Origin of the sequence: Roseateles microcysteis, from assembly GCF_036880965.1 — a bacterium.
Lineage (GTDB): Bacteria > Pseudomonadota > Gammaproteobacteria > Burkholderiales > Burkholderiaceae_C > JAUASW01.
In genome coordinates this window covers 608,863-629,800 of sequence record NZ_JBAJMV010000001.1, presented here as the reverse complement: position 1 = coordinate 629,800, position 20,938 = coordinate 608,863, and the positions used below count along the sequence as shown (strand labels likewise).

Annotated in this window: 23 protein-coding genes; 11 read left to right on the top strand and 12 right to left on the bottom strand. The window is 66.3% G+C overall.

Features of this window, described 5'->3' with window-relative positions; all coding sequences use genetic code 11:
- Positions 1 to 61 precede the first annotated feature (61 nt).
- The 12 genes from V3596_RS02890 to V3596_RS02835 all read right to left on the bottom strand — a co-directional run bounded on the left by V3596_RS02890 (position 62) and on the right by V3596_RS02835 (position 10,372).
- Positions 62 to 577 carry a GFA family protein gene (locus V3596_RS02890; protein WP_334276088.1) on the bottom strand — a complete coding sequence of 172 codons (516 nt, stop codon included), beginning with the start codon at positions 575 to 577 and terminating at the stop codon, positions 62 to 64.
- 8 nt (positions 578 to 585) lie between these two features.
- Entirely contained in the window at positions 586 to 1,095 is a 510-nt protein-coding gene (locus tag V3596_RS02885) for a DUF1993 domain-containing protein (protein ID WP_334276087.1), read from the bottom strand.
- 123 nt (positions 1,096 to 1,218) lie between these two features.
- Positions 1,219 to 1,956: a substrate-binding periplasmic protein gene (locus tag V3596_RS02880; protein WP_334276086.1), complete on the bottom strand. Its 738-nt coding sequence runs from the start codon at positions 1,954 to 1,956 to the stop codon at positions 1,219 to 1,221.
- A gap of 1 nt (position 1,957) precedes the next feature.
- Complete coding sequence (locus V3596_RS02875; protein WP_334276085.1) at positions 1,958 to 2,971, bottom strand: 2-dehydropantoate 2-reductase; 1,014 nt, start codon at positions 2,969 to 2,971, stop codon at positions 1,958 to 1,960.
- The gene (locus tag V3596_RS02870) at positions 2,968 to 3,990 is read right to left on the bottom strand and encodes an MBL fold metallo-hydrolase (RefSeq protein WP_334276084.1); all 1,023 of its coding nucleotides are present in this window, start codon (positions 3,988 to 3,990) and stop codon (positions 2,968 to 2,970) included. The genes V3596_RS02875 and V3596_RS02870 overlap by 4 nt, the downstream gene beginning before the upstream one ends.
- Positions 3,987 to 4,529, bottom strand: a complete 543-nt coding sequence (locus V3596_RS02865; RefSeq protein ID WP_334276083.1) for an Mpo1 family 2-hydroxy fatty acid dioxygenase — start codon at positions 4,527 to 4,529, stop codon at positions 3,987 to 3,989. The genes V3596_RS02870 and V3596_RS02865 overlap by 4 nt, the downstream gene beginning before the upstream one ends.
- A gap of 116 nt (positions 4,530 to 4,645) precedes the next feature.
- Positions 4,646 to 5,935 carry a molybdopterin molybdotransferase MoeA gene (moeA, locus tag V3596_RS02860; protein ID WP_334276082.1) on the bottom strand — a complete coding sequence of 430 codons (1,290 nt, stop codon included), beginning with the start codon at positions 5,933 to 5,935 and terminating at the stop codon, positions 4,646 to 4,648.
- Entirely contained in the window at positions 5,932 to 6,462 is a 531-nt protein-coding gene (locus V3596_RS02855; protein ID WP_334276081.1) for a GNAT family N-acetyltransferase, read from the bottom strand. The genes moeA and V3596_RS02855 overlap by 4 nt, the downstream gene beginning before the upstream one ends.
- A gap of 45 nt (positions 6,463 to 6,507) precedes the next feature.
- Positions 6,508 to 7,611, bottom strand: coding sequence for a GTP 3',8-cyclase MoaA (gene moaA, locus V3596_RS02850; RefSeq protein WP_334276080.1), 1,104 nt, complete (start codon positions 7,609 to 7,611; stop codon positions 6,508 to 6,510).
- A 227-nt stretch (positions 7,612 to 7,838) separates the two neighbouring features.
- Positions 7,839 to 9,206, bottom strand: a complete 1,368-nt coding sequence (locus V3596_RS02845; RefSeq protein ID WP_334276079.1) for a M28 family metallopeptidase — start codon at positions 9,204 to 9,206, stop codon at positions 7,839 to 7,841.
- Between the two features lie 140 nt (positions 9,207 to 9,346).
- On the bottom strand, positions 9,347 to 9,736 hold the full coding sequence (locus V3596_RS02840) for a DUF1801 domain-containing protein (RefSeq protein ID WP_334276078.1): 390 nt from the start codon (positions 9,734 to 9,736) through the stop codon (positions 9,347 to 9,349).
- Positions 9,737 to 9,769: 33 nt separating this feature from the next.
- The gene (locus V3596_RS02835) at positions 9,770 to 10,372 is read right to left on the bottom strand and encodes a phenylacetic acid degradation protein PaaY (protein WP_334276077.1); all 603 of its coding nucleotides are present in this window, start codon (positions 10,370 to 10,372) and stop codon (positions 9,770 to 9,772) included.
- 126 nt (positions 10,373 to 10,498) lie between these two features.
- On the opposite strand from V3596_RS02835, the gene V3596_RS02830 reads away from it, so the two are divergent.
- The 11 genes from V3596_RS02830 (at position 10,499) to paaZ (ending at position 20,905) form a co-directional block, all read left to right on the top strand.
- Positions 10,499 to 11,311: an enoyl-CoA hydratase-related protein gene (locus V3596_RS02830; protein ID WP_334276076.1), complete on the top strand. Its 813-nt coding sequence runs from the start codon at positions 10,499 to 10,501 to the stop codon at positions 11,309 to 11,311.
- 2 nt (positions 11,312 to 11,313) lie between these two features.
- Entirely contained in the window at positions 11,314 to 11,751 is a 438-nt protein-coding gene (gene paaI / locus V3596_RS02825; RefSeq protein ID WP_334276075.1) for a hydroxyphenylacetyl-CoA thioesterase PaaI, read from the top strand.
- Between the two features lie 7 nt (positions 11,752 to 11,758).
- Positions 11,759 to 13,066 (top strand): phenylacetate--CoA ligase PaaK, encoded by a 1,308-nt coding sequence (gene paaK, locus V3596_RS02820; RefSeq protein ID WP_334276074.1) that lies wholly within the window; start codon positions 11,759 to 11,761, stop codon positions 13,064 to 13,066.
- A gap of 36 nt (positions 13,067 to 13,102) precedes the next feature.
- Positions 13,103 to 14,104, top strand: coding sequence for a 1,2-phenylacetyl-CoA epoxidase subunit PaaA (gene paaA, locus V3596_RS02815; RefSeq protein ID WP_334276073.1), 1,002 nt, complete (start codon positions 13,103 to 13,105; stop codon positions 14,102 to 14,104).
- Positions 14,101 to 14,400 (top strand): 1,2-phenylacetyl-CoA epoxidase subunit PaaB, encoded by a 300-nt coding sequence (gene paaB, locus V3596_RS02810; RefSeq protein ID WP_334276072.1) that lies wholly within the window; start codon positions 14,101 to 14,103, stop codon positions 14,398 to 14,400. The genes paaA and paaB overlap by 4 nt, the downstream gene beginning before the upstream one ends.
- An 85-nt stretch (positions 14,401 to 14,485) precedes the next feature.
- Positions 14,486 to 15,262 (top strand): 1,2-phenylacetyl-CoA epoxidase subunit PaaC, encoded by a 777-nt coding sequence (gene paaC / locus V3596_RS02805; RefSeq protein WP_334276070.1) that lies wholly within the window; start codon positions 14,486 to 14,488, stop codon positions 15,260 to 15,262.
- The gene (paaD, locus tag V3596_RS02800) at positions 15,262 to 15,777 is read left to right on the top strand and encodes a 1,2-phenylacetyl-CoA epoxidase subunit PaaD (RefSeq protein WP_334276069.1); all 516 of its coding nucleotides are present in this window, start codon (positions 15,262 to 15,264) and stop codon (positions 15,775 to 15,777) included. The genes paaC and paaD overlap by 1 nt, the downstream gene beginning before the upstream one ends.
- Positions 15,778 to 15,801: 24 nt before the next feature.
- Complete coding sequence (paaE, locus tag V3596_RS02795) at positions 15,802 to 16,881, top strand: 1,2-phenylacetyl-CoA epoxidase subunit PaaE (protein ID WP_334276068.1); 1,080 nt, start codon at positions 15,802 to 15,804, stop codon at positions 16,879 to 16,881.
- Between the two features lie 19 nt (positions 16,882 to 16,900).
- Positions 16,901 to 17,512: a TetR/AcrR family transcriptional regulator gene (locus V3596_RS02790; RefSeq protein ID WP_334276067.1), complete on the top strand. Its 612-nt coding sequence runs from the start codon at positions 16,901 to 16,903 to the stop codon at positions 17,510 to 17,512.
- A gap of 22 nt (positions 17,513 to 17,534) precedes the next feature.
- On the top strand, positions 17,535 to 18,686 hold the full coding sequence (locus tag V3596_RS02785; protein WP_334276066.1) for an ABC transporter substrate-binding protein: 1,152 nt from the start codon (positions 17,535 to 17,537) through the stop codon (positions 18,684 to 18,686).
- A 164-nt stretch (positions 18,687 to 18,850) separates the two neighbouring features.
- Entirely contained in the window at positions 18,851 to 20,905 is a 2,055-nt protein-coding gene (paaZ, locus tag V3596_RS02780; protein ID WP_334276065.1) for a phenylacetic acid degradation bifunctional protein PaaZ, read from the top strand.
- Positions 20,906 to 20,938 lie beyond the last annotated feature (33 nt).

The window sequence follows — 20,938 nt, the reverse complement described above, 5'->3', positions numbered from 1 at the left end:
GGCGCCGCTGCTGAACAGTCGCGAGCGCCCTTGCAATACTTACTCGGCGCGGCGGCGGCCTTCAAGAGCTACTTGTCCGCCGTGCCCGCTGCGCCTCCAGCTGGGGCTTCAGCAGCTCATAGCGTGCAAGACTCACGGCCGGCCAATGCTCATCGCGGCGGTAGTACCCGGGCATGACGAGCGCACCTGCCGGCAGCTGCAGCCAGGGCTGCTTGGACTGCGTGAAGATGTGGATATCGGGCGGTAGCAGGTCTGGCTGGTCCAGGGTGCCCACTCGGACAAAGGACAGCAACGGGCCCGCGCTGGCATAGTGGCTGTACAGCGCGACTTTGCACTGCGGGCAGCGAGCGATCATCTGGCCGGCGCCACTGGCCGACGGCGTCCTCACCAGTTCGGGTGCCTCGCCCAGCAGCTGAAGACGGTCGCTTTCGATCATCGCGTTCAAAGCAAACGCCGAGCCACTCTCGCGCTGGCACCAGCGGCAATGACAGGCATGCACGAACAAGGGCCGCTCGGTCAGCCGGTAGCGCGTCTTGCGGCAGTCGCATCCGCCTTGCCCATCGAGGGTCTCGCTCATGGTGCACCTCATTCTGGATAGGTGTGGAAGCCATCAAACTGCGGTTTTCCCAGCGGCACGCCGTGCAGGCGCAGCAGCGCGTAGGCCATGCTGCAGTGGAAGAAGAAGTTGGGCAAGGCGTACAGATGCAGGAAATCGCCGGGCGGCAGCCTCAGCAGCGCCTGGCCGGCCTGGTCTTCGATGAAGGCGGGCGGCGCGTCGAAATCGCCTGGCTTCAGGCTTGCCAGCAGTGCCTGCACATAGGCCAGGCGCTCGCGCAGGCCGGCTGGCGTGCCGGCGAAACTCCCATAGTCGGGCACGGCGGCGCCGGCCAGCGGGAAGCACAGGCGCAGGGCGAAGTTCGCAGCGATCTCGACCTGGCCCTGCAGTGGAATCATGTCTGGCGTCAGGCGCTGGTGCAGCAGCGCGGGCAACTGCGCCGGATCGGCGCAATCAAGCCAGGCCTGCAGCGCGCCGAGATAGCGCTGGCAGACGGGCACCGAGGCTGCGTAGAGATCTTCGCGACGCTCCAGCTGCACGCTAGGCCTTGTTGAACGTTGGTGTGCGGATACGGGCAAGCACGCGCTTCCCGAGGTCGACCGATTCGGCGATGTCGCGGCGCAACGTGGCGCGGCTGACCATGGGGTTGCCGAGCATGGGCATCAGGGTTTGACCGTCGAGAACGCGCCTTCGCGCGTCAGCGTCGCCACGGCCTGGCGGATCGCTGCGAACAAGGCTTCGTCCATCTGCGGGTTGCAGGCGATGAAGGTCTCGATCAGACCGAACGAGAGCACGACCTTGGGCGGCGGCGCGATGGCATTGCGCAGCTCCTCGCGGGCGACGAAGCCGTTGGCGGCCCAGACATCGATGCGCTGAGCCTGCAGCTTGCGCAGATTGGTCGCATCGTCGGCGACTTCCTCGACCTGCAGGTTCTGCGCGCGCAGCCGCTGGGCGACCACCGAGTTGCGAATAGCGCCTATGGTCAGATTGCGGGCGTCTTCCAGGCTGGCGAAGCGCCGCGTGTCATCGGCACGGGCCAGCAGCACCAACTCGGCGCGGGAGATCGGACCGGCCCAGAGGAACTGCGCTTCGCGTTCCGGTGAGCGGCCCATGCCCACGGCACAGGTGCCCGCTCGGGTGTTCGCGTCGAGCAGGGCGCGGGCGGTGATGGTCTGTTCGAACAGCGGCTCGCCGATGTTGGCATGCTTGGCCAGGCGGCGCAGCATGTCGATACCGCGCCCGCTGAAGACGCCGGTCGCCGGGTCGCGCACGAACACGGCTGGCGTCTCAGGCAGCAGGAAGGTGATGCGGGCCGGGCCCTCAGCCGCCAGGGCCGGGCAGGCCAGCGGCAAGAAGCTGAGGATGGCGAACAGGCGCTGGCCCAATCCTGTCACAGCCATTTCAGATCCCCAGCACCTTGGGCAGCTCGTCGGGGCCGTATGGCCGGCCGCGCTGCGGAAAATTCTGCACGAGCTCGCACATGCGCGCGCTCAGCGGCGCCTGTCGGCCGTTGGAGGCGGCCAGGCGCACCACCTCGCCGCACAGCGCATCGATCTCGGTGCTGCGGCCCAGGGCCAGGTCGTCCGCCATGCTGGAGCGGGCCTTGGCATCGATCTGCAGCATGCGCTTGGCCAGCCGCTGGAAGATGAAGGTCGGCAGCCGCAGCATCGCAGGCAGGCGGCGCGGTGGCAGGGCGGCCAGCTGGGCAGGCTCGATGCCGGCCGTCGCCAGCACCTCTAGCGCCTCGCTCTGCAGCGCGGCAAAGCAGCGCCGGTAGCCGCGCTGCAGAAGCTGCTCGCGCAATGGCCGGCCGGACAGCGCATTGACCGGGTTGTTCAGGTTGATCAGCAGCTTGCCCCACTGGATGGCACGCAAGTCGGGCAACAGTTTGAATCCCAGGCCCTGGGCCGAAAAGGCGGCCTGGAGCGGCTGCAGCAAGGGGTCGTCTTGTGCCATCAAGGCGCCGGCCGTGCCGCGATGGAAATGGCCTGGCGAGAGCTCGGCGATATTGAAAGGCACCATGCCCGGCAGGCAGCGAAGATCCGGCGCTGACGCCTGTGCTCGCTCGGCATTGCCGATGCCGTTCTGCATCGACACCACGAGGCTGCCGGCCGGCAGGGCCGCCTGCAACTCTGCCGTGGCGCTGGCGGTGGCGCCACTCTTCACGCACAGGAGCGTGACGCTGGGTGACAGGTTGGCCGGCACCTGCTCATGCAGATGCAGGTCGACCGATTGGATCCGCTGCTCGCGGCCGTTCAGGTCGGTGAGCTTGAGGCCCTGCTCGCGCAGCGCAGCAATCACGCGCGGCCGGCCGACGAAATGGACTTCCAGGCCTGCTGATGCCAGGCAGCCACCGAGATAGCAGCCTACCGAGCCGGCACCCATGATCAAGACCGGGCTGCTCGTCGGGCTCATGGTCTGGCCTTTGGATAGGGATTGAAGGGCTGCCACAGCGGCGCCAGTTTCAGCTCACGCTGCTCGGCTTTGGCGCGCGCCTGCAGGTCGCTCAGCGTGCTGCCGAAATCGTCGATCAGGTAGGGCATGGCCAGGGGTTGCGTGGCACCGTCCGGCAGTGGCTGCCAGAAGTCGTCCCAATGGATCGGGATCACGCGACGCGCGCCGCTCAGCTGGACGGTCTCGCGCCAGTAGGCGTCGCGGTAGGCCTGGTCCTTCTGGCCCAGCGTGCCAACGCCGAGGAAGACCACGTCGGCCGGCCGGCCCTTCATTGCGTCAGGCACGAAGCCTGCGCTGCCCTGCACGAGGATTCGCTGGCCCTCATGCTCGACCAGCAGTGACCAGACCGTGCCTTCGCGCCAGGCACTCGCAGCGGCTGGGGCGCTCAGGGGCGCTTCGATGTCCTCATGGCCATTGCCATCGCTCCACAAGGTGGGCGAATGGCGCGAGGCAATGAAGCTGATCTTGAAACGGCCGAGCTGAAGGCTGTCGCCGGACTTCACTTCGCGCATCTGCGTGGCGTCGAGGCCGGCACCGCGGCCGAGGTTGAGCGTCGATGGCGAACCGACCAGCAGGGCGCCAGTACGACGCGCGATCAACGGCGAATCCATCGCATGGTCGTAGTGCGAATGCAGGGGCACGACAGCGGCCAGCTTCTTGATGCCCAGTGCCTTCAAGCCGGCATCGACGCGCGGCACATCGGGCGCAATCTTGCCAAGCAGGGCCGACAGCGGCGGGCGGCTGAAGAAGCCATCGGTCAGCCAGGCGGTCTCGCCGTCATCGAACAGGAGCGTGCTGACACCCGCGAACCGCACACGCAGCTCGCCCGTCTGCGGCGGGGCGACCGGCAGCACCAGATCATTCAGGCCGGCGAGCGCTGGCCGGCGCTGCATCTGGACCGCAAGGAAGAGCGCTGCCGCAATCAGCAGCAATGCCAGCAGCAGCGCGAAGCGGCGCAGCCGGGCAATGGTGCGGCTCACGTGGCCGGATGGGCCAGGTCGCGAATGTGCGTGGGGCCGACGCGGCGCTCGATCTCGCCCAGCATGCTGCGGCCCCAGCCCAGCGCGAACAGCCATTCACCGACGACAAACATCGGGCCCACGAGCAGTCCGACCAAGTCGTCCACAAAGGCCGGCTTGCGGCCCTCGTAATAGTGGCCGACGAACTGGATCACCCAACCGACCACGAAGCTGCCGATGCCCCAGAGCAGCCAGGACGCCAGGCTGCCGGCGGCCAGCGGCGTGGCCAGAGCCATCAAGAGGCCGTTCACCGCGACGGTGGCCAGGCCCAGCGTGAACTCGCCACGTGTCAGGTACCAGAGGGCGCTCAGAGCCCACAGCACCCAGGCGCCATTGAGCGCCAGGCCGCCCATCTCAAAGCTGGCACGCGCAAGCAGCACGCCAATGGAGAACACGATCAGCGGAATGCCGATGAAATGAGTGGCGATATTGCGGCGGTCGCGGTGGTAGGCCGCGTACTGGGCCATCAGGTCGATGGCAGGGCGGAAGGGGCTGGCCATGACGGTCTCCTTGAATCTTGGAACTGCTGGATTTCCTATGCCGCAATGCTAGTGCAGCATCTTGGCACCAGACTGTCAAAAAGCCGACAGGCATCCCCCTGCAAACCCGGGGCCGCCTACATCAAGGCGTCAAAAGGCAACACATCGACCGCAGCGCCCGCGGCCAGGCCGCCCTGGCCGTGGTTCAGCACGATCAAGCCATTGGCCCGGCTCATGCTCGAGAGAATGCCCGAGCCCTGGTCGCCCGTGGTCTCGACCTGCCAGCCGCCGTCCGCGGCGCGGCTGACGATGCCTCGCTGGTACTCGGTGCGGCCAGGCTTCTTGCGGATGGCCTTGACGCTGGCTGCCCGCAGGAGCGGCAGCGGCTCGGGCCGGGCGCCCGCCATGCGCAGCAAGGCCTCGCGCACCAGGGCGTAGAAGGTCACCATCACGGCCACCGGGTTGCCAGGCAGGCCGAAGAGCAATGCGGAGCTGCCATCGGCGCGGCGCATCTGACCGATGGCAGCCGGGCGGCCGGGGCGCATGGCCAGCTTCCAGAACAACACGTCGCCCATTACGGCCATCACCTGCCTGGTGTGATCGGCGTCACCTGCACTGACGCCGCCAGTAGTGATCAAGACGTCGGCCCGAGCCGTGCCTTCGGCAAATGCCTGGCGCAGCGCTTGCGGCTCATCCTGTACCAAGCCGAGGTCGATGACCTCGATGCAGCCCAGGCGCTGCAGGAGCGCGGTCAAGGTGTAGCGGTTGCTGTCGTAGATCTGGCCGGATTGCAAAGGCTGGCCCGGTGCGCAGAGCTCATTGCCCGTGGACAGCAAGGCCACCCGGAGGCGTGGAAACACCAGGGTTTCGATCTGGCCCAGCGAGGCGATCAGGCCGATGTCGGGCGCCTTCAGGAGGCGGCCAGCGGCCAGCGCCACCTGGCCTTGGGCCAGGTCTTCGCCTGCCTTTCGTCGGTTCGCACCTGCTTTCAGGAGGTCGGCCGGAATCTGGATGCTGTGCTCACCCAAGTGCTGCGCGAGTTCCTGCGGTACCACGGTGTCCAGGCATGGCGGCATGACCGCGCCGGTCATGATGCGCTGGCAATGGCCCGCAGGCAGCTCGGCAGCAGGCAGTTCCCCGGCCAGGCTGAGGCCGGCAATGCGCAGTGTGGTGGTCAGGCCGGGCTGCATCTCGGCACCACGGAAGGCGTAGCCGTCCATGGCCGAGTTGTCGTGCGCCGGCACGTCGATGCCGGAGATCAAGTCTTCAGCGAGCACACGGCCCAGCACCGAGCGCAGCGGCAGCCGTTCGGCCTGTGAAGCGTCGGGCGCGGGCAGTGCTTGGGCGATGAAGTCGCGCGCCAGGTCGAGGTGCAGGTCTTCGGCGTCGTAGCCGGCGAGACGCGTGGCAATCTCTTGCAGGCTCATGGCGAAGCGGGCGGGGCGGTGCCTGAATCGCGCAAATGACGGCACATCAGGGCTTTTGCCACGTAGCGCCCGTCGGGCAGCTTGATCGCCTGGTCCAGCAAGCCGTAGCGCTTGAAGCCGCAACGCTCATACAGGGCCACGGCCGCGGCATTGCCGGCGCTGACGCTCAAGGTCACCTGCTCCAGCACTGGCTCGCCTTCCAGCATCTCCAGTGCCTGCTCAAGCAGCGCGCGGCCCAGACCCACGCCTTGCAGCTCGGGCGAGACCATCATGCCGACGATATGGGCGATGTGGCGCACCTTGGCACGCGGGTCGATCTCGGCACTGATCGCACCGACCATCTGCTCGCCCAGCCAGGCGGTGAGCGTGAACAGGGTATGGCCGCCGGCTGCCAGCCCCAGGCGATTGCGATAGCTCTCGGCTGTGCGGCTGCGCTCGGTCTCGGCGTCCGATGTGAAGGCTTCCTCGAAGCGCTCCAGCATCGCGTCGCGCAGCTGCTTGTACCGCACCAGATCTTCTTCGCGCATGACGCGCAGGCGGCACGCAAGGCGGTCAGTACCGGTCTTCAAAATCTAGCCTCCGATGTAGTGCATTTCCACCTTGCGGGCCTCGCCAGGCAGGGCCGTGCCGCTGGCGCGCAGCTGCGAATAGCGGTCGCTGCGGGCCGACCATATCGAGGCGAGCGTGCCGGCAATGGCGTCGTCTTCGGCACCATTGCGCAGCAAGCCGCGCAGGTCATGGCCTGCATGGGCGAAGAGGCAGAGATAGAGCCGACCCTCGGTGGAGAGCCGGGCGCGGTTGCAATCGCCACAGAAGGCTTGCGTGACGCTGGAGATCAGGCCGATCTCGCCGCCGCCATCGGCATGGGCCCAGCGCTCGGCGGTCTCGCCTGGCGCGCTGGCTTGCAGCGGTTGCAGGCTGAACTCCTGCCGTAACAGGGCCAGTACCTCGCGCGAGGGCAGGACCTCGTCCATGCGCCAGCCGTTGGTGGCGCCCACGTCCATGTACTCGATGAAGCGCAGCGTGACGCCCCTGCCGTGGAAGTGCCGCGCCATGGGCAGGATCTCCTGCTCGTTGACGCCGCGCTTGACCACCATGTTCACCTTGATCGGCGACAGACCCGCGCCCTCGGCGGCGGCTATGCCCTCCAGCACCTCGGCAACCGGGAAATCCACGTCGTTCATGCGGCGGAAGATCGTGTCGTCCATCGCATCGAGGCTGACGGTGATGCGCTGCAGGCCGGCGGCCTTCAGGGCACTGGCTTTGCGGGCCAGCAGCGAGCCGTTGGTCGTCAGCGTCAGGTCCAGCGCTTGGCCTTCGGGTGTGCGCAGCCCGGCCAGCATTTCGATCAGCCGCTCGATGTTCTTGCGCAGCAGCGGCTCGCCACCGGTCAGGCGGATCTTCTGCACGCCTTGCGCGACGAAGATCCTTGCGAGCCGCGTGATCTCTTCGAAGCTCAGCAATTCGCTGTGTTTCAGGAAGCTGTGGCTCTTGTCGAACACTTCCTTGGGCATGCAATAGCTGCAGCGGAAATTGCAGCGGTCGGTGACCGAGATCCGCAAGTCGTGCAGCGGCCGGCCTAGCGCATCGGCGAGCAAGCCCCTGCTGCCGGCCTGCGGTGGCGGCAGGGGCAGCGAGCGGCGATGGTCGACCAGGGGAATGATGCGCTCGGACATGGGGCTCATTGTGCCCTTGGTCGAGACGACAGAGGGCATTGTGCCGAGCGCCGGGCCGCTCCCAAGCCGGCCGTTGGTCGATGTGCTTGCCGGTCAATCCGGCAAGCATCGCCGTCCCCTCGGGCGAGAGAGTGCCGCGGCTCTAATCCCGCCTGCGCGGGATTGGACGGCACGAGCGCCATCGCGTCTCGGCGATGGCCGGCCAAGGTATTCCTTGGACAAGGGGCTCAACGCACAGGACGGCCGCCTGGCTTCCAGGCAGGGACGTAATCTGCATTTGCCAGCCATCGGGCCGGCTCAATCAGCGACTGGATGACTGCCGTCATGAAGGGCAGGTCCAGGTGGGCGATGTCGTCGTCGGCCTTGTGATAGGTCGGCGTTGTGGCCCAGCCCGAGACGGTGTGGGCCACGATGCCGGCCAGGGCCAGCTGATAGTTGTCGGAACGTTGGAAGAACTTGTGTTCCGGGTAGGGGTCGGCAGTGATGCTGAAGCCGCGGGCCTTCATGGTCTCGCCGAAATCCGAGCGTTCGAAGCCGGTCATCATCAGGGTCTTGGCCGGCAGCTTCGGGTCCTGCATGCCGATCATCTCGAACTCGAGGTTGGCGATGATGTCGGTCAGCGGAATCGGCGGGTTCTTGGCGAAGTAGCCTGCGCCCAGCAGCCCAATTTCCTCGGCGCCGAAGCAGACGAAGAGGATGGAGCGCCTGGGCTTTTCGCCGGCAGCCAGCGCGCGCGCCACTTCCAGCACGGCGGTGACGCCGGAGGCGTTGTCGTTGGCACCATGCATGATGGTCACGCCATCGGCCTGCATGCCCAGGTGGTCCAGATGGGCAGAGAACAGGATGGTGCCGGCCTTGGGGTCGGTGCCTTGCAGATGACCGATCACGTTCGTCGTGACCAGCTTGTCTTCGACGATGCTGCCGGGCTCGAGCGTGAGGGCCTGGCCGGGCGTTGCCGCCAGTTGGTCGAACAAGGCTGACGGCACGGCCAGCAAGGTGGTGCGGGGCCGGCCTTGCGGGCCTGGGGCGCGCATCAGCCGGGTTTGGCTGCCCATCTGTGCGAAGGTCTTGCGACCGTCTTCGCTGTCGCGCACGATCAGCAGCTGGACGCCCTGGCGGCTGGCGGCGCCGTACCAGTCCATCATGGGTGCAGTTCCCTTGACCAGGACGATCTCGTCATTGCCCAGGGCCTTGGGATCGTCGGAGGCGGCGATGCTCAGCTTGCCACTGACGGGCTGGCCGCTGGAGGTGAACAGCAGCAGGCCTTCGGACTGAGTCTTGCCAGCCGCCGTCAGGCGGGCCGGGCCTTGCAGGCGCGGCTTGGGCAGCACGGCCGTCTGCAGGTAGCTGTTGTTCATGCCCGGCGCCGGCTTGATGCCGAAGCTCTCGAACTGCGAGGCGACGTAGACAGCGGCGATGGTTTCGTCGCGCGTGGCGCTCTTGCGGCCTTGCAGCGCATCGGAGGCCAGGAAGGACTCATGGGCGCTGACCCATTGCTGCTTGACGATCCAGGGCGTCTGCGCTGTCTGGGCAGTAGCGGCCAGGCTCAGCGCAGCGCAAGCGCCGACGAGGAGAGATTGGAGAGAAAAGCGCACCGTCCGTCCCTTCGATTGATGGATGTGTTCTGAAGCGGCGGATTATGGTGGCGGGCGGGACGAGACGCCCTTGGTCACTGTGCGAGATGCGCTCAAACAGGCGCTCATTCATTCGCTCGAACAGGCGCTCAACAAGGCACTCAACGCTGCGGCTTCTTGCCCTTCGCAGCGGCTCCAGCGGCCTCGGCCGCAAACGCCAGCTCCAGGTACTCGCGCACATTCTTCTTGAAGAGGTCGCCGAGCTTGTGCAGCTTGATGTGGCGGCGCTTGCCCTGCTCGCCTTCCAGCACGCCGTGCCTGTCGGGCAGCTCGCTGCCTCGGCTGAACTCCAGCGCAAGGTGCTTGTCGTAAGAGAAGAGGGCGCAGACCGGCGACCTGGCCGAGAACAGCAGGCCGCCGTAGCGCACCTCTTCGCGCAGCCGCGGCCCGGCGGTGTGGATCAACTCGCGGGTGCGATCTATCAGGGCGAAGCGCTCGGCATCGCGCTTGCGCAGCTCGGTCAGGAAATCATCAACGGCTTCGGGGTTCATGCCCCGATTGCACCACCGAATCGATGAGGCGATTCAGCCCTTGCGCTGCGCCAGCGTCTGGTGGGCCGAGCCCGTCTGCAGCAGCGGGCGGTCGGCCTCCAGCTCGATCAGGGGCTGGACTTCCTGCATCGTTGCGAGGCAGCGCACCGTCAGTTGTTGGTAGGTCTGCGTGCCTTCCAGCTTCCAGCGGATCTCGTCATCGGAAAGCTCGCGCAAGACCTTGGCCGGCACGCCGGCAATCAACGAACGCTCCGGCAGCTTGAGCTTGGCGCGCACAAAGGCGCTGGCCGCGACGATGGCGTAGGCGCCGACCTCGGCCTCGTCCATCACCACCGCATTCATGCCGACCAGGGCATCGTGCCGCACGATGCAACCATGCAGGACGGCGCCATGGCCGATATGGCCATTGCGCTCGACGACGGTCTCCGACGCCGGGAAACCATGGATCACGCAGGTGTCCTGCACGTTGGCACCTTCGTGCAAGACGATGCGGCCGAAGTCGCCGCGCAGGCTGGCGCAGGGGCCGACATAGCAGCCCGGGCCGACGATCACGTCGCCTATCAACACGGCGGTGGGGTGCACGTAGGCGCTCGGATGGACGACGGGGATGACGCCGTCGATGGCATAGCAAGGCATTTCGCTCTCCGGGTTTACCCCGGTCAATCGGGGTGGCGGCGCCCTTGCGCCAAATCAAGTGCGACCTTACGATCTACCGACCGGTCGGTCAAGAGTGTTTGATCGGCAGCAAGGAGTGATCGAACAATGTCCGAGAGTCCCGAACTGGTGATCCAGGTCAGCACGCAAGGCGCGGTACGCATCTTGACGCTGAACCGCCCGACGGCGCTGAATGCCTTCACGGCAGCCATGCTGGCGTCGACCCGCGAAGCGCTGGCTGAAGCGGCTGCCGATTCGAGCGTGCGCGCCGTGGTGATCACCGGCGCCGGCCACGCTTTCAGTGCCGGCCAGGACCTTGGCGACCCACTCGTCAAGCCCGATCCAAGCCCCGGCGCCGCGCCCAAGGACATCGGTCATCTGCTCGACAGTTACTACATCCCGCTGGCGCTGCAATTGCGCGCGATGCCCGTGCCGACGATTGCGGCCGTCAATGGCGTGGCCGCCGGTGCCGGTGCAAATTTCGCGCTGGGCTGCGACCTCGTGGTTGCTGGCGAGAGCGCCAGCTTCATCCAGGCCTTCTCCAAGATCGGCCTGATTCCGGACTGCGGCGGCACCTGGCTCCTGCCGCGCCTGGTGGGTCGTGCCAAGGCCATGCAGCTTGCCTTGCTGGGCGACAAGGTCAAGGCCGCCGAGGCTGTGTCCATCGGTCTGATCGCCCGTTGCGTACCCGATGCTGACTTGATGAGTGAGGCCATGGCCATCGCGCAAAAGCTCGCCGCCATGCCCAGCCGTGCGCTCGCCGAAACCCGCCGCCTGATTGACCAGGCCATGGACCAGGACTTCGAGGATGCCTTGCGCGTCGAGGCCATGATGCAGAGCCAGCTCGGCTTCGCGCATGACTACAGCGAGGGCGTGCAAGCCTTCATGGACAAACGCAGTCCCCAGTTCAAGGATCGCTGAGCATGCTGTCTCCTCAACAGATTGCCGAACGCGTCCGCGACGCCATGTTCGCCAACGACCGCGCCAGCAAGGGCTTGGGGATGGAGATCCTGGCCATCTCGCCCGGAGGCGCCACGCTCACGATGACCGTGCGTGAAGACATGCTCAACGGCCTGGACATCTGCCATGGCGGCTTCATCACCACGCTGGCCGATTCGGCCTTTGCCTTCGCCTGCAATGCCTACAACGAGATGACCGTGGCCTCGGGCTTCGACGTCAGCATCGTGGCGCCGGGCAAGCTCGGCGACCGGCTGACTGCGGTGGCCGAAGAAGTGCAGCTGTCCGGCCGCACCGGTGTTTATGACATCACCGTGCGCAATCAGCGCGATGAATTGGTGGCCTTGTTCCGTGGCCGCTCGTACCGGCTCAAGGGCAAGCCCGTCGTTCACATCCAGGAGTGAAGTAGCAATGCCTGTGAAGAACCCATCCCCCGGCGAGCTGGAGTCCATCGAGACCGCCAGCCGCGACGAGCTGCAGGCGCTGCAACTCGAGCGCCTGCGCTGGTCGCTCACGCATGCCTACGAGAACGTGCCGCACTACAAGGCGGCGTTCGACGCAAAGTGTGTGCATCCCTCGGACCTCAAGACCCTGGCCGACCTCGCCAGGTTCCCGTTCACGACCAAGAAAGACCTGCGCGACAACTATCCCTTCGGCATGTTTGCCGTGCCGCGCGAGCGGGTGTCACGCATCCATGCCTCGTCGGGCACGACGGGCAAGCCGACGGTCGTCGGCTACACGCAGCGCGACATCGACACCTGGGCCGGCCTCGTGGCCCGCTCGATCCGCGCCGCCGGTGGCCGCGCTGGCGACATCGTCCACATCGCCTATGGCTACGGCCTCTTCACCGGCGGCCTCGGCGCGCATTACGGTGCGGAGAAGCTGGGCTGCACGGTCATCCCGATGTCGGGTGGCCAGACCGAGAAGCAGGTGCAGCTGATCCAGGATTTCAGGCCCGACATCATCATGGTCACGCCCAGCTACATGCAGGTGATCATCGAGGAGTTCGAGCGCCAGGGCCTGGACCCGCGCTCGATGTCGGTCAAGGTCGGCATCTTCGGCGCCGAGCCCTGGACCGAGGCGATGCGCCGCGAGATCGAAGGCAAGGCCGGCATCGATGCGGTGGACATCTATGGCCTGTCTGAAGTGATGGGCCCCGGTGTTGCCAGCGAATGCGTGGAAAGCAAGGACGGCCCGGTGGTCTGGGAAGACCATTTCTACCCGGAGATCATCAACCCCGAGACCGGCGAGCCGGTGCCTGACGGCGAGGAGGGCGAGCTCGTCTTCACCTCGCTCAGCAAGGAGGCGCTGCCCATCATCCGCTACCGCACCCGCGACCTCACGCGCCTGCTGCCGCCGACCTCGCGCAGCATGCGCCGCATGGGCAAGATCGTCGGCCGCAGCGACGACATGCTGATCATCCGCGGCGTCAACATGTTCCCGACGCAGGTCGAGGAGCTGGTGTTGGCGGAGCCGCAGCTGTCGGGCCAGTACCAGATCGTGGTGAGCCGCGAGGGCACGCTCGACGAAGTGGAAGTGCGTTGCGAGTTGCAGCCCACGGCCATGGGTTCCGACGTGGGCGCAATCGCGAAACACCTGCAGCACCGCATCAAGACCTTGATCGGCGTCAGCACCAAGGTCACGGTCGGTGCGCCAGACTCGATCGAGCGCACGCTCGTCGGCAAGGCGCGCCGCGTCATTGATCGCCGACCCAAGTAGTTCAGCAAGAAAACAAGCAAGCAAGGAGTACGTACCATGTACACCCAAGCCATGAGCGTCGGTCCACAAGACCAGGCGAGCACGGTCCGCAGCGCGGAAGACCTGCAGCGCGAGGAAGCCTTCGAGGCCCGCATCGCAGCGGGCGACTTCATCGAAGCCAAGGACTGGATGCCCGAGCATTACCGCAAGACGCTGGTGCGCCAGATCAGCCAGCATGCGCATTCCGAATGCGTGGGCATGCTGCCCGAAGGCAACTGGATCACCCGCGCGCCGACGCTCAAGCGAAAGGCCATCCTGCTCGCCAAGGTGCAGGACGAGGCGGGCCATGGCCTCTACCTCTACTCGGCAGCCGAGACGCTGGGCACCAGCCGCGACCAGATGCTGGAAGCGCTGCACACCGGCCGCGCCAAGTACAGCTCGATCTTCAACTACCCGACGACCACCTGGGCCGACATCGGCGTGATCGGCTGGCTGGTCGATGGCGCGGCCATCATGAACCAGGTGCCGCTGTGCCGCTGCTCCTTTGCGCCCTATGCCCGGGCCATGATCCGCGTCTGCCGCGAGGAGAGCTTCCATCAGCGCCAGGGCTATGAATCCTTGCTGGTGATCATGCGTGAAGGCACACCCGAGCAGAAGGCCATGGTGCAGGACGCGGTCAACCGCTGGTGGTGGCCGTCGCTGATGATGTTCGGCCCGGCCGACAAGGACTCCCCGAACTCCGAGCAGTCGATGCGCTGGGGTATCAAGCGCATCTCCAACGACGACCTGCGCCAGAAGTTCGTCGATGCCACGATCCCGCAGGCCGAGATCCTCGGCGTGACCGTGCCGGACCCGGACCTGAACTGGAACGCCGCGCGCGATTCGTATGACTTCGGCGCCATCGACTGGGCCGAGTTCTGGCGCGTGGTCAATGGCGACGGACCGATGAACCGCGAGCGTCTCGGCGCCCGCGTCAAGGCCTGGGAAGACGGCGCCTGGGTTCGAGACGCAGCATTGGCCCACGCCCGCAAGCAAGCTACGAAGGAACAAGCAGCATGAGCACGACGACGACTCAAAACGAATGGCCGCTGTGGGAAGTCTTTGTCCGCAACAAGGCGGGCCTGGACCACAAGCATTGCGGCAGCCTGCATGCGGCCGATTCGAAGATGGCGCTGCAGATGGCCCGCGACGTCTACACCCGCCGCCAGGAAGGCACGAGCATCTGGGTCGTGCTCTCAAACCAGATCGTGGCCAGCGACCCGGGCGAGAAGGGCATGTACTTCGATCCGATGGAAGACAAGGTGTACCGCCACCCGACCTTCTACGAGCTGCCCGACGCGCTCAACCACATGTAGTCATGACCGCCCCCACGTTCACTTCGTTCACTGCCCCCCGAGGGGGCGCAGGCCTCCCTTGGGGCGGCCCGGCGGGAGCCCTGTAATGTCGCAACAATCGATCAAGGTGGGCTCGGCCCCCGAAGTCCAGTACCTGCTTCGCATCGGCGACAGCTGCCTGATCCTGGCCCAGCGCATCAGCGAATGGTGCGGCCATGCGCCCATCCTCGAGGAGGACATCGCTCTGTCCAACATCGCCCTGGACCTGATCGGTCAGGCGCGCGCCGTGCTCACGCATGCCGCCAAGCTTGACGGCCAGGGCCATGACGAAGACCAGCTCGCTTTCCTGCGTGACGAACGCCAGTACCTGAACCCGGTGCTGATGGAGCTGCCGCGCGGCGACTTCGCCTTCACCCAGCTGCGCAACTTCGGCGTGGCCTCCTGGCTGCTCTTGCTGTGGCGCCGGCTCGAGCAATCGAGCGACCCGGAAGTGGCGGCCATCGCCGGCAAGGCAGTCAAGGAAGCGGCCTATCACCAGCAGCACTCGGCCGACTGGGTCGTGCGCCTGGGCGATGGCACCGAGGATTCGGCGCAGCGCATGAAGTCCGCGCTGGCCACGCTGTGGCCTTACTTCAACGAGCTGTTCGACGCCGATGCGGTGGACGCCGCTGCGGCCGCGCAGGGCCTCGGCCCGGCCTGGTCGGACCTGAAAGAGGACTGGCGCACCGCCTTTGCGGAAGTGCTGGAAGAGGCGCAGCTCACGGTCCCCAAGGACAGCGGATTCCGCAGTGAAGGCCGGCTTGGCATGCATGGTGAACACATGGGCCATCTCCTCGCCACCTTGCAATACCTGCAGCGCGCCTATCCCGGAGGCAAGTGGTAATGACGCTGCTGCCGCTGGGCAACTCCTGCGGACGGCTGGAAGCCGCCTGGGAGGTGCTGCGCCAAATTCCCGACCCCGAAGTGCCCGTGATCACGCTGGCCGAGCTGGGCATCGTGCGCGACCTGCGCGAGACCGCGGGTGGCCTGGAAGTCGTACTCACGCCCACGTATTCCGGTTGCCCGGCCACCGAGCTGATCCAGGACGACGTGCGCGCCGCGCTCGCCGCCTTTGGCGAAGTCGAGATCGTGATGCAGCGCGCGCCAGCCTGGACCACCGACTGGATCACGGAAGCGGGCAAGCAAAAGCTCAAGGACTACGGCATCGCGCCGCCCGGCCCGGCGAGCGGCCCGCAGCCGATCCGGCTCGTGCACCGCGCTTCGCTCACCAAGCTGGCCTGCCCGCGCTGCGGCTCCGAGAACACCGAGAAGCTGTCGGCCTTCGGCTCCACGGCCTGCAAGGCGCTGTACCGCTGCCTCGCCTGCCGCGAGCCCTTCGAACACTTCAAACCCATCTGAACGATTCAAGAAAAAGAGACCGCCATGAGTCTTCATTTCCATCCTTTGAGAGTTCGCGAAGTCCGGCCCGACACCGACGAGGCCGTCATCGTCTCGTTTGATGTGCCCGCTGCGCTGGACGAGACCTTCCGCTTCACGCAAGGGCAATACCTGACCCTGCGCGCCGATGTGAACGGCGAAGACCTGCGCCGCTCGTACTCGATCTGCTCCGGTGTCGACGACGGCGAGCTGCGCGTGGGCGTGCGCAAGGTCGGCGGTGGCGTGTTCTCGAACTGGGTGCATGGCGCCTTGAAGGCCGGCGACGAGATCCAGGTCTTCCCGCCGCAAGGCCGCTTCTTCGTGCCGGTGGACCCTGCCAGCAGCCGGCATTACCTCGGCATCGCCGGCGGCTCGGGCATCACGCCCATCCTCTCGCTGATGAAGACGGTGCTGGCTCGCGAGCCCAATTCGCGCTTCACGCTGCTTTATGGCAACCGGCGCCCGGCCTCGACCATGTTCAAGGAAGAGATCGAGGACCTGAAGAACCAGTACCTGACGCGCCTGTCCCTGCACCACGTGTTCTCGCGCGAAACGATGGACGCGCCCTTGCAGGCCGGCCGCCTGGACGAGACCAAGATCGGTGAGTACCTGCGCACACTCATTCCCGCCGCCGGCATCGACCATGTGTTCGTCTGCGGCCCGAATCAGCTGAACGACGAAGCCGAGGCCGCGCTCCTGAAAGCTGGCGTGCCCGAGGAGCGAATCCACATCGAGCGCTTCGGCACTCCCGAGATGCAGCGGGGCAAGCCGGCGCCGCACGAGGTGCAGGAGGGCGATGCCGACGCAGCCAAGGTGCTGGTGATCCGCGATGGCGTGAGCCGCGAGATCGAGTTCTCGAAGAACGACCCGAGCCTGCTCGATGCAGCAGCGCGTGCCGGCATCGACGTGCCGTTTTCGTGCAAGAGCGGTGTGTGCTCCACCTGCCGCTGCAAGTTGCTGGAAGGTGAAGTGCGGATGGACAAGAACTTCGCGCTCGACAAACATGAGCTCGCTGCCGGCTTCATCCTGAGCTGCCAGGCGCACGCCTTGACCCCGCGCGTGGTCATCTCCTTCGACGAACGCTGAACCCACAAGACCAACAACAATGGCAAGAGGACGAGCAGCAGGCTTCGACGCCACCCGCGATGAGATCCTGGAGCAGGCCGCGCGCCTGTTCGCCGCCAAGGGCTATCCAGGCACCTCGATGAACGAGGTGGCCGAGGCCTGCGAGGTGAGCAAGCCCACCCTGTACCACTACGTACGCGACAAGCACGAGCTGCTGGTGCAGATCTGCGAAGACCATGTGCAGACGCTGGCCGCACTGGTGGAAGACGTGCAGGCGCAGAAGCTGGCGGCGGAGCCGCATCTGCGCGAGCTGATACGTCGCTTCGTGCAGGAGTACGGCCAGGCGCAGTACCAGCACCGGGTACTGACCGAAGACGTGAAGTTCCTGCAGGACGAAGACCGTGCGCGTTTGCTGGTGGTGGAGCGTGCCGTCGTGGCCGCCTTTGCCGATGCCGTGGCCGCAGTGCGCCCCGAGCTGGAGGCGGCACGCCTGCACAAGCCCCTGACCATGCTGCTCTTTGGCATGATCAACTGGACCTTCACCTGGCTCCGGCCGGATGGAGAGCTGAGTTACGAGGCCGTCGCCCCGATGGTGGCGGATCTCTTCTTTGGTGGACTCGGTGCGGTGAAGACCGCAGCCCCTTCTCTTTGACGAATTTCAACAGGAGACGATGATGAAGTTGATCAGCAAGCATCTGCTGGCCGTGGCCGCAGCGACCCTGGCAGTGGGTGCACAAGCCGACATCAATGTCGGCGTGACCGTTTCGGCGACCGGCCCCGCCGCCTCGCTGGGCATCCCCGAGAAGAACACCTTCACCCTCCTGCCGACGACCATCGCCGGCCAGAAGGTCAACTACATCGTGCTGGACGATGCGTCGGACACCACGCAAGCCGTGGCCAACACACGCAAGTTCATCACCGAGCACAAGGTCGACGTGGTGGTGGGTTCCACCGTCACGCCGAACTCGCTGGCCATGATCGATGTGGTCTCGGAAGCGCAGACGCCGATGGTCTCGATGGCCGCTTCGGCCCGCATCGTCGAGCCGGTCGACGCCAAGAAGCGCTGGGTCTTCAAGACGCCGCAGAACGACATCATGATGGCCCTGGCCATTGCCACCCACATGGCCTCGCAAGGCGTCAAGAGCGTGGGCTTCATCGGCTTTGCCGATGCCTATGGTGAGGGCTGGTATGGCGAGTTCAACAAGATCGCCGGCATCAAGGGCCTGACCATCGTGGCCAGCGAGCGCTACAACCGCACCGACACGTCCGTCACGGGCCAGGTCCTGAAGCTGATGGCCGCCAAGCCCGACGCCGTGCTGGTGGCCGGCTCCGGCACGCCCGCCGCGCTGCCGCAGAAGTCGCTGAAGGAACGTGGCTACACCGGCAAGATGTACCAGACCCATGGCGTGGCCAACAACGACTTCCTGCGCGTTGGCGGCAAGGACGTGGAAGGCACCTTCCTGCCTTCCGGCCCGGTGCTGGTGACGGCGCAGCTGCCGGCCGACCATCCGGTCAAGAAGAGCGCCGCTGACTATCAAGCCAAGTATGAAGCCGCCTTCGGCAAGGGCACCGTTTCCACCTTTGGCGGCCACGCCTGGGACGCCGGCCAGCTGCTGGCTGCCGCCATCCCCGTTGCGCTCAAGACCAAGGCCCAGCCGGGCACGCCCGCCTTCCGCGCCGCGCTGCGTGATGCGCTGGAAGGCCTGAAGGAAGTGCCGGGCGCCCACGGCGTCTTCAACATGTCGCCCAACGACCACCTGGGTCTGGACCAGCGCGCCCGCGTGATGGTCAAGATCGAGAACGGCACCTGGAAATACCAGCCCTGATCTGACGGGCATCTGGCTACTGCGCGGGGCGATCTCGGGCCTGCGGTGCTCGCCGTACGTCGGTACGGCTGTGCGCCTCAGACCCGACCTCGACCCGCTCGCTACGCCCTCTGCCCGCCAGATCCGCGCCGAGGCGCTACCGCATACCCCGCATCGAAATCGCCATGAGCACCAATCCCCCCATCCTCCAAAGCCTGATCGCCAACCGCTGGATAGGCTCGAACGCTGGCCGCCGCCTGGCCAGTGCGGTCAATGGCAAGCCCGTGGCGCTGACACATGCGGACGAGATCGACTTCGCCGAAAGCCTGGCCTTCGCAAGGGGTCAGGCCTTGCCTGCGCTCCTGAAGCTCGACTTTCAGCAGCGCGCCGCCACCCTGAAGGCGCTGGCCGCCTACCTGATGGAGCGCAAGGAAGCGCTCTACGCCATTTCGGCCCACACCGGCGCCACGCGGCCCGATTCATGGATCGACATCGAGGGCGGCATCGGCACCTTGTTTGCGTACGCCAGCATCGGCCGGCGCGAGCTGCCGTCGAGCAACGTCGTGCATGAAGGCCCAGCCCAGCAGCTGGGCAAGGCCGGCCAGTTCTGGGGCAGCCATGTGCTGGTACCCAAGCGCGGCGTGGCGGTGCACATCAACGCCTTCAATTTCCCGATGTGGGGCATGCTCGAGAAGTTCGCGCCGAGCTTCCTCGCGGGCATGCCCTGTATCGTCAAGCCGGCCACGGCCACCAGCTTCGTGGCCGAGGCCTGCGTGCGCATGGTTCATGAGTCCGGACTGCTGCCGGCCGGCGCCTTGCAGCTGATCATCGGCGGCTCGGGCGACTTGCTTGACCGCCTGGAAGAGACCGACGTGGTCACCTTCACCGGCTCGGCCGACACGGCCGCCCTGCTGCGGGTCAACAAGAACATCGTCGCGCGCAGCATCCCTTTCAACGCCGAGGCCGACAGCCTGAACTGCGCCATCCTCGCGCCCGATGTGACGCCGGACGATCCGGAGTTCGAGCTCTTCGTCAAGGAAGTGGCGCGCGAGATGAGTGCCAAGGCGGGCCAGAAGTGCACGGCCATCCGCCGTGCCATCGTGCCTGCCAAGCATATCGACGCAGTGGCCGCCATGCTGCGCGAGCGCCTGGCCAAGATCAAGGTGGGCGACCCGTCCATCGAGGGCGTGCGCATGGGCGCGCTCGCATCCAAGGACCAGCAGGCCGACGTGGCCGAGCGCGTGGCGCTGCTGAGCGCCGGCAACGAAACCATCCTGAGCGCCAGGGACGGCTTTGCGCCGCTGGGCGAGGGCGTTGGCGATGGGGCCTTCTTCGCGCCGACGCTCTTGCTGTGCCGCCAGCCCATGAAGAACGACGCGGTGCACAACGTCGAGGCCTTTGGCCCGGTGTCCACCTTGATGGCCTACGAAGACCTCGATGAGGCCTTGGCCCTGGCGGCCAAGGGCCGCGGCAGCCTGGTCGGTTCGGTCGTCACCAAGACGCCAGCCATCGCTGCGCAAGCGGTATTCCATGCGGCGGCCTTCCATGGCCGCGTGCTGGTGCTGGACCGCGAGGCAGCGCCCGAATCCACAGGCCACGGCTCGCCGCTGCCGCAGCTCAAGCACGGCGGCCCCGGCCGCGCGGGCGGTGGCGAAGAACTTGGCGGCCTGCGTGCCGTCAAGCACTACCTGCAGCGCTGCGCGGTGCAAGGTTCGCCAACCATGCTCACCGCCATCACCGGCGAATACCAGCGCGGCGCCAAGGTGCAAGAAGACGTGGTTCACCCCTTCCGCAAGTACTTCGAAGAGATCCAGGTCGGCGACTCGCTGCTGACGCACCGCCGCACGGTGAGCGAGGCCGACATCGTCAACTTCGGCGGCATCTCGGGCGACTACTTCTACATGCACTTCGACGAGATCGCCGCCAAGGACACGCAGTTCGGCCAGCGCATCGCGCACGGCTACTTCGTGCTCTCAGCCGCGGCCGGCCTCTTCGTCTCGCCGGCCCCCGGCCCGGTGCTGGCCAACTACGGCCTCGACACGCTGCGCTTCGTGAACCCGGTCGCCATCGGCGACACCATCCAGGCACGCCTCACCTGCAAGCGCCGCATTGACCGCGGCAATCGCCCCGACCAGCCGCCGCAAGGCGTCGTGGCCTGGGACGTGCAGGTGATGAACCAGCGCGGCGAGCTGGTGGCGAGCTATGACATCCTGACCCTGGTGGCGAAGAAGGCCGCTTGAGGCGGCGAGCGCTCCCCACGGGGGGGGCGCTCT

What these genes read in the sequence shown, in the direction of transcription:
- paaZ (WP_334276065.1), top strand. Translation starts at nt 18,851, where the DNA reads ATGAGCACCAATCCCCCCATCCTCCAAAGCCTGATCGCCAACCGCTGG.
- V3596_RS02790 (WP_334276067.1), top strand. Translation starts at nt 16,901, where the DNA reads ATGGCAAGAGGACGAGCAGCAGGCTTCGACGCCACCCGCGATGAGATC.
- V3596_RS02835 (WP_334276077.1), bottom strand. Translation starts at nt 10,372, where the DNA reads ATGCCTTGCTATGCCATCGACGGCGTCATCCCCGTCGTCCATCCGAGC.
- V3596_RS02840 (WP_334276078.1), bottom strand. Translation starts at nt 9,736, where the DNA reads ATGAACCCCGAAGCCGTTGATGATTTCCTGACCGAGCTGCGCAAGCGC.
- paaE (WP_334276068.1), top strand. Translation starts at nt 15,802, where the DNA reads ATGAGTCTTCATTTCCATCCTTTGAGAGTTCGCGAAGTCCGGCCCGAC.
- V3596_RS02890 (WP_334276088.1), bottom strand. Translation starts at nt 577, where the DNA reads ATGAGCGAGACCCTCGATGGGCAAGGCGGATGCGACTGCCGCAAGACG.
- paaD (WP_334276069.1), top strand. Translation starts at nt 15,262, where the DNA reads ATGACGCTGCTGCCGCTGGGCAACTCCTGCGGACGGCTGGAAGCCGCC.
- paaC (WP_334276070.1), top strand. Translation starts at nt 14,486, where the DNA reads ATGTCGCAACAATCGATCAAGGTGGGCTCGGCCCCCGAAGTCCAGTAC.
- V3596_RS02880 (WP_334276086.1), bottom strand. Translation starts at nt 1,956, where the DNA reads ATGGCTGTGACAGGATTGGGCCAGCGCCTGTTCGCCATCCTCAGCTTC.
- V3596_RS02865 (WP_334276083.1), bottom strand. Translation starts at nt 4,529, where the DNA reads ATGGCCAGCCCCTTCCGCCCTGCCATCGACCTGATGGCCCAGTACGCG.
- paaK (WP_334276074.1), top strand. Translation starts at nt 11,759, where the DNA reads ATGCCTGTGAAGAACCCATCCCCCGGCGAGCTGGAGTCCATCGAGACC.
- V3596_RS02855 (WP_334276081.1), bottom strand. Translation starts at nt 6,462, where the DNA reads ATGCGCGAAGAAGATCTGGTGCGGTACAAGCAGCTGCGCGACGCGATG.
- moaA (WP_334276080.1), bottom strand. Translation starts at nt 7,611, where the DNA reads ATGTCCGAGCGCATCATTCCCCTGGTCGACCATCGCCGCTCGCTGCCC.
- moeA (WP_334276082.1), bottom strand. Translation starts at nt 5,935, where the DNA reads ATGAGCCTGCAAGAGATTGCCACGCGTCTCGCCGGCTACGACGCCGAA.
- paaB (WP_334276072.1), top strand. Translation starts at nt 14,101, where the DNA reads ATGAGCACGACGACGACTCAAAACGAATGGCCGCTGTGGGAAGTCTTT.
- V3596_RS02875 (WP_334276085.1), bottom strand. Translation starts at nt 2,971, where the DNA reads ATGAGCCCGACGAGCAGCCCGGTCTTGATCATGGGTGCCGGCTCGGTA.
- paaI (WP_334276075.1), top strand. Translation starts at nt 11,314, where the DNA reads ATGCTGTCTCCTCAACAGATTGCCGAACGCGTCCGCGACGCCATGTTC.
- paaA (WP_334276073.1), top strand. Translation starts at nt 13,103, where the DNA reads ATGTACACCCAAGCCATGAGCGTCGGTCCACAAGACCAGGCGAGCACG.
- V3596_RS02785 (WP_334276066.1), top strand. Translation starts at nt 17,535, where the DNA reads ATGAAGTTGATCAGCAAGCATCTGCTGGCCGTGGCCGCAGCGACCCTG.
- V3596_RS02830 (WP_334276076.1), top strand. Translation starts at nt 10,499, where the DNA reads ATGTCCGAGAGTCCCGAACTGGTGATCCAGGTCAGCACGCAAGGCGCG.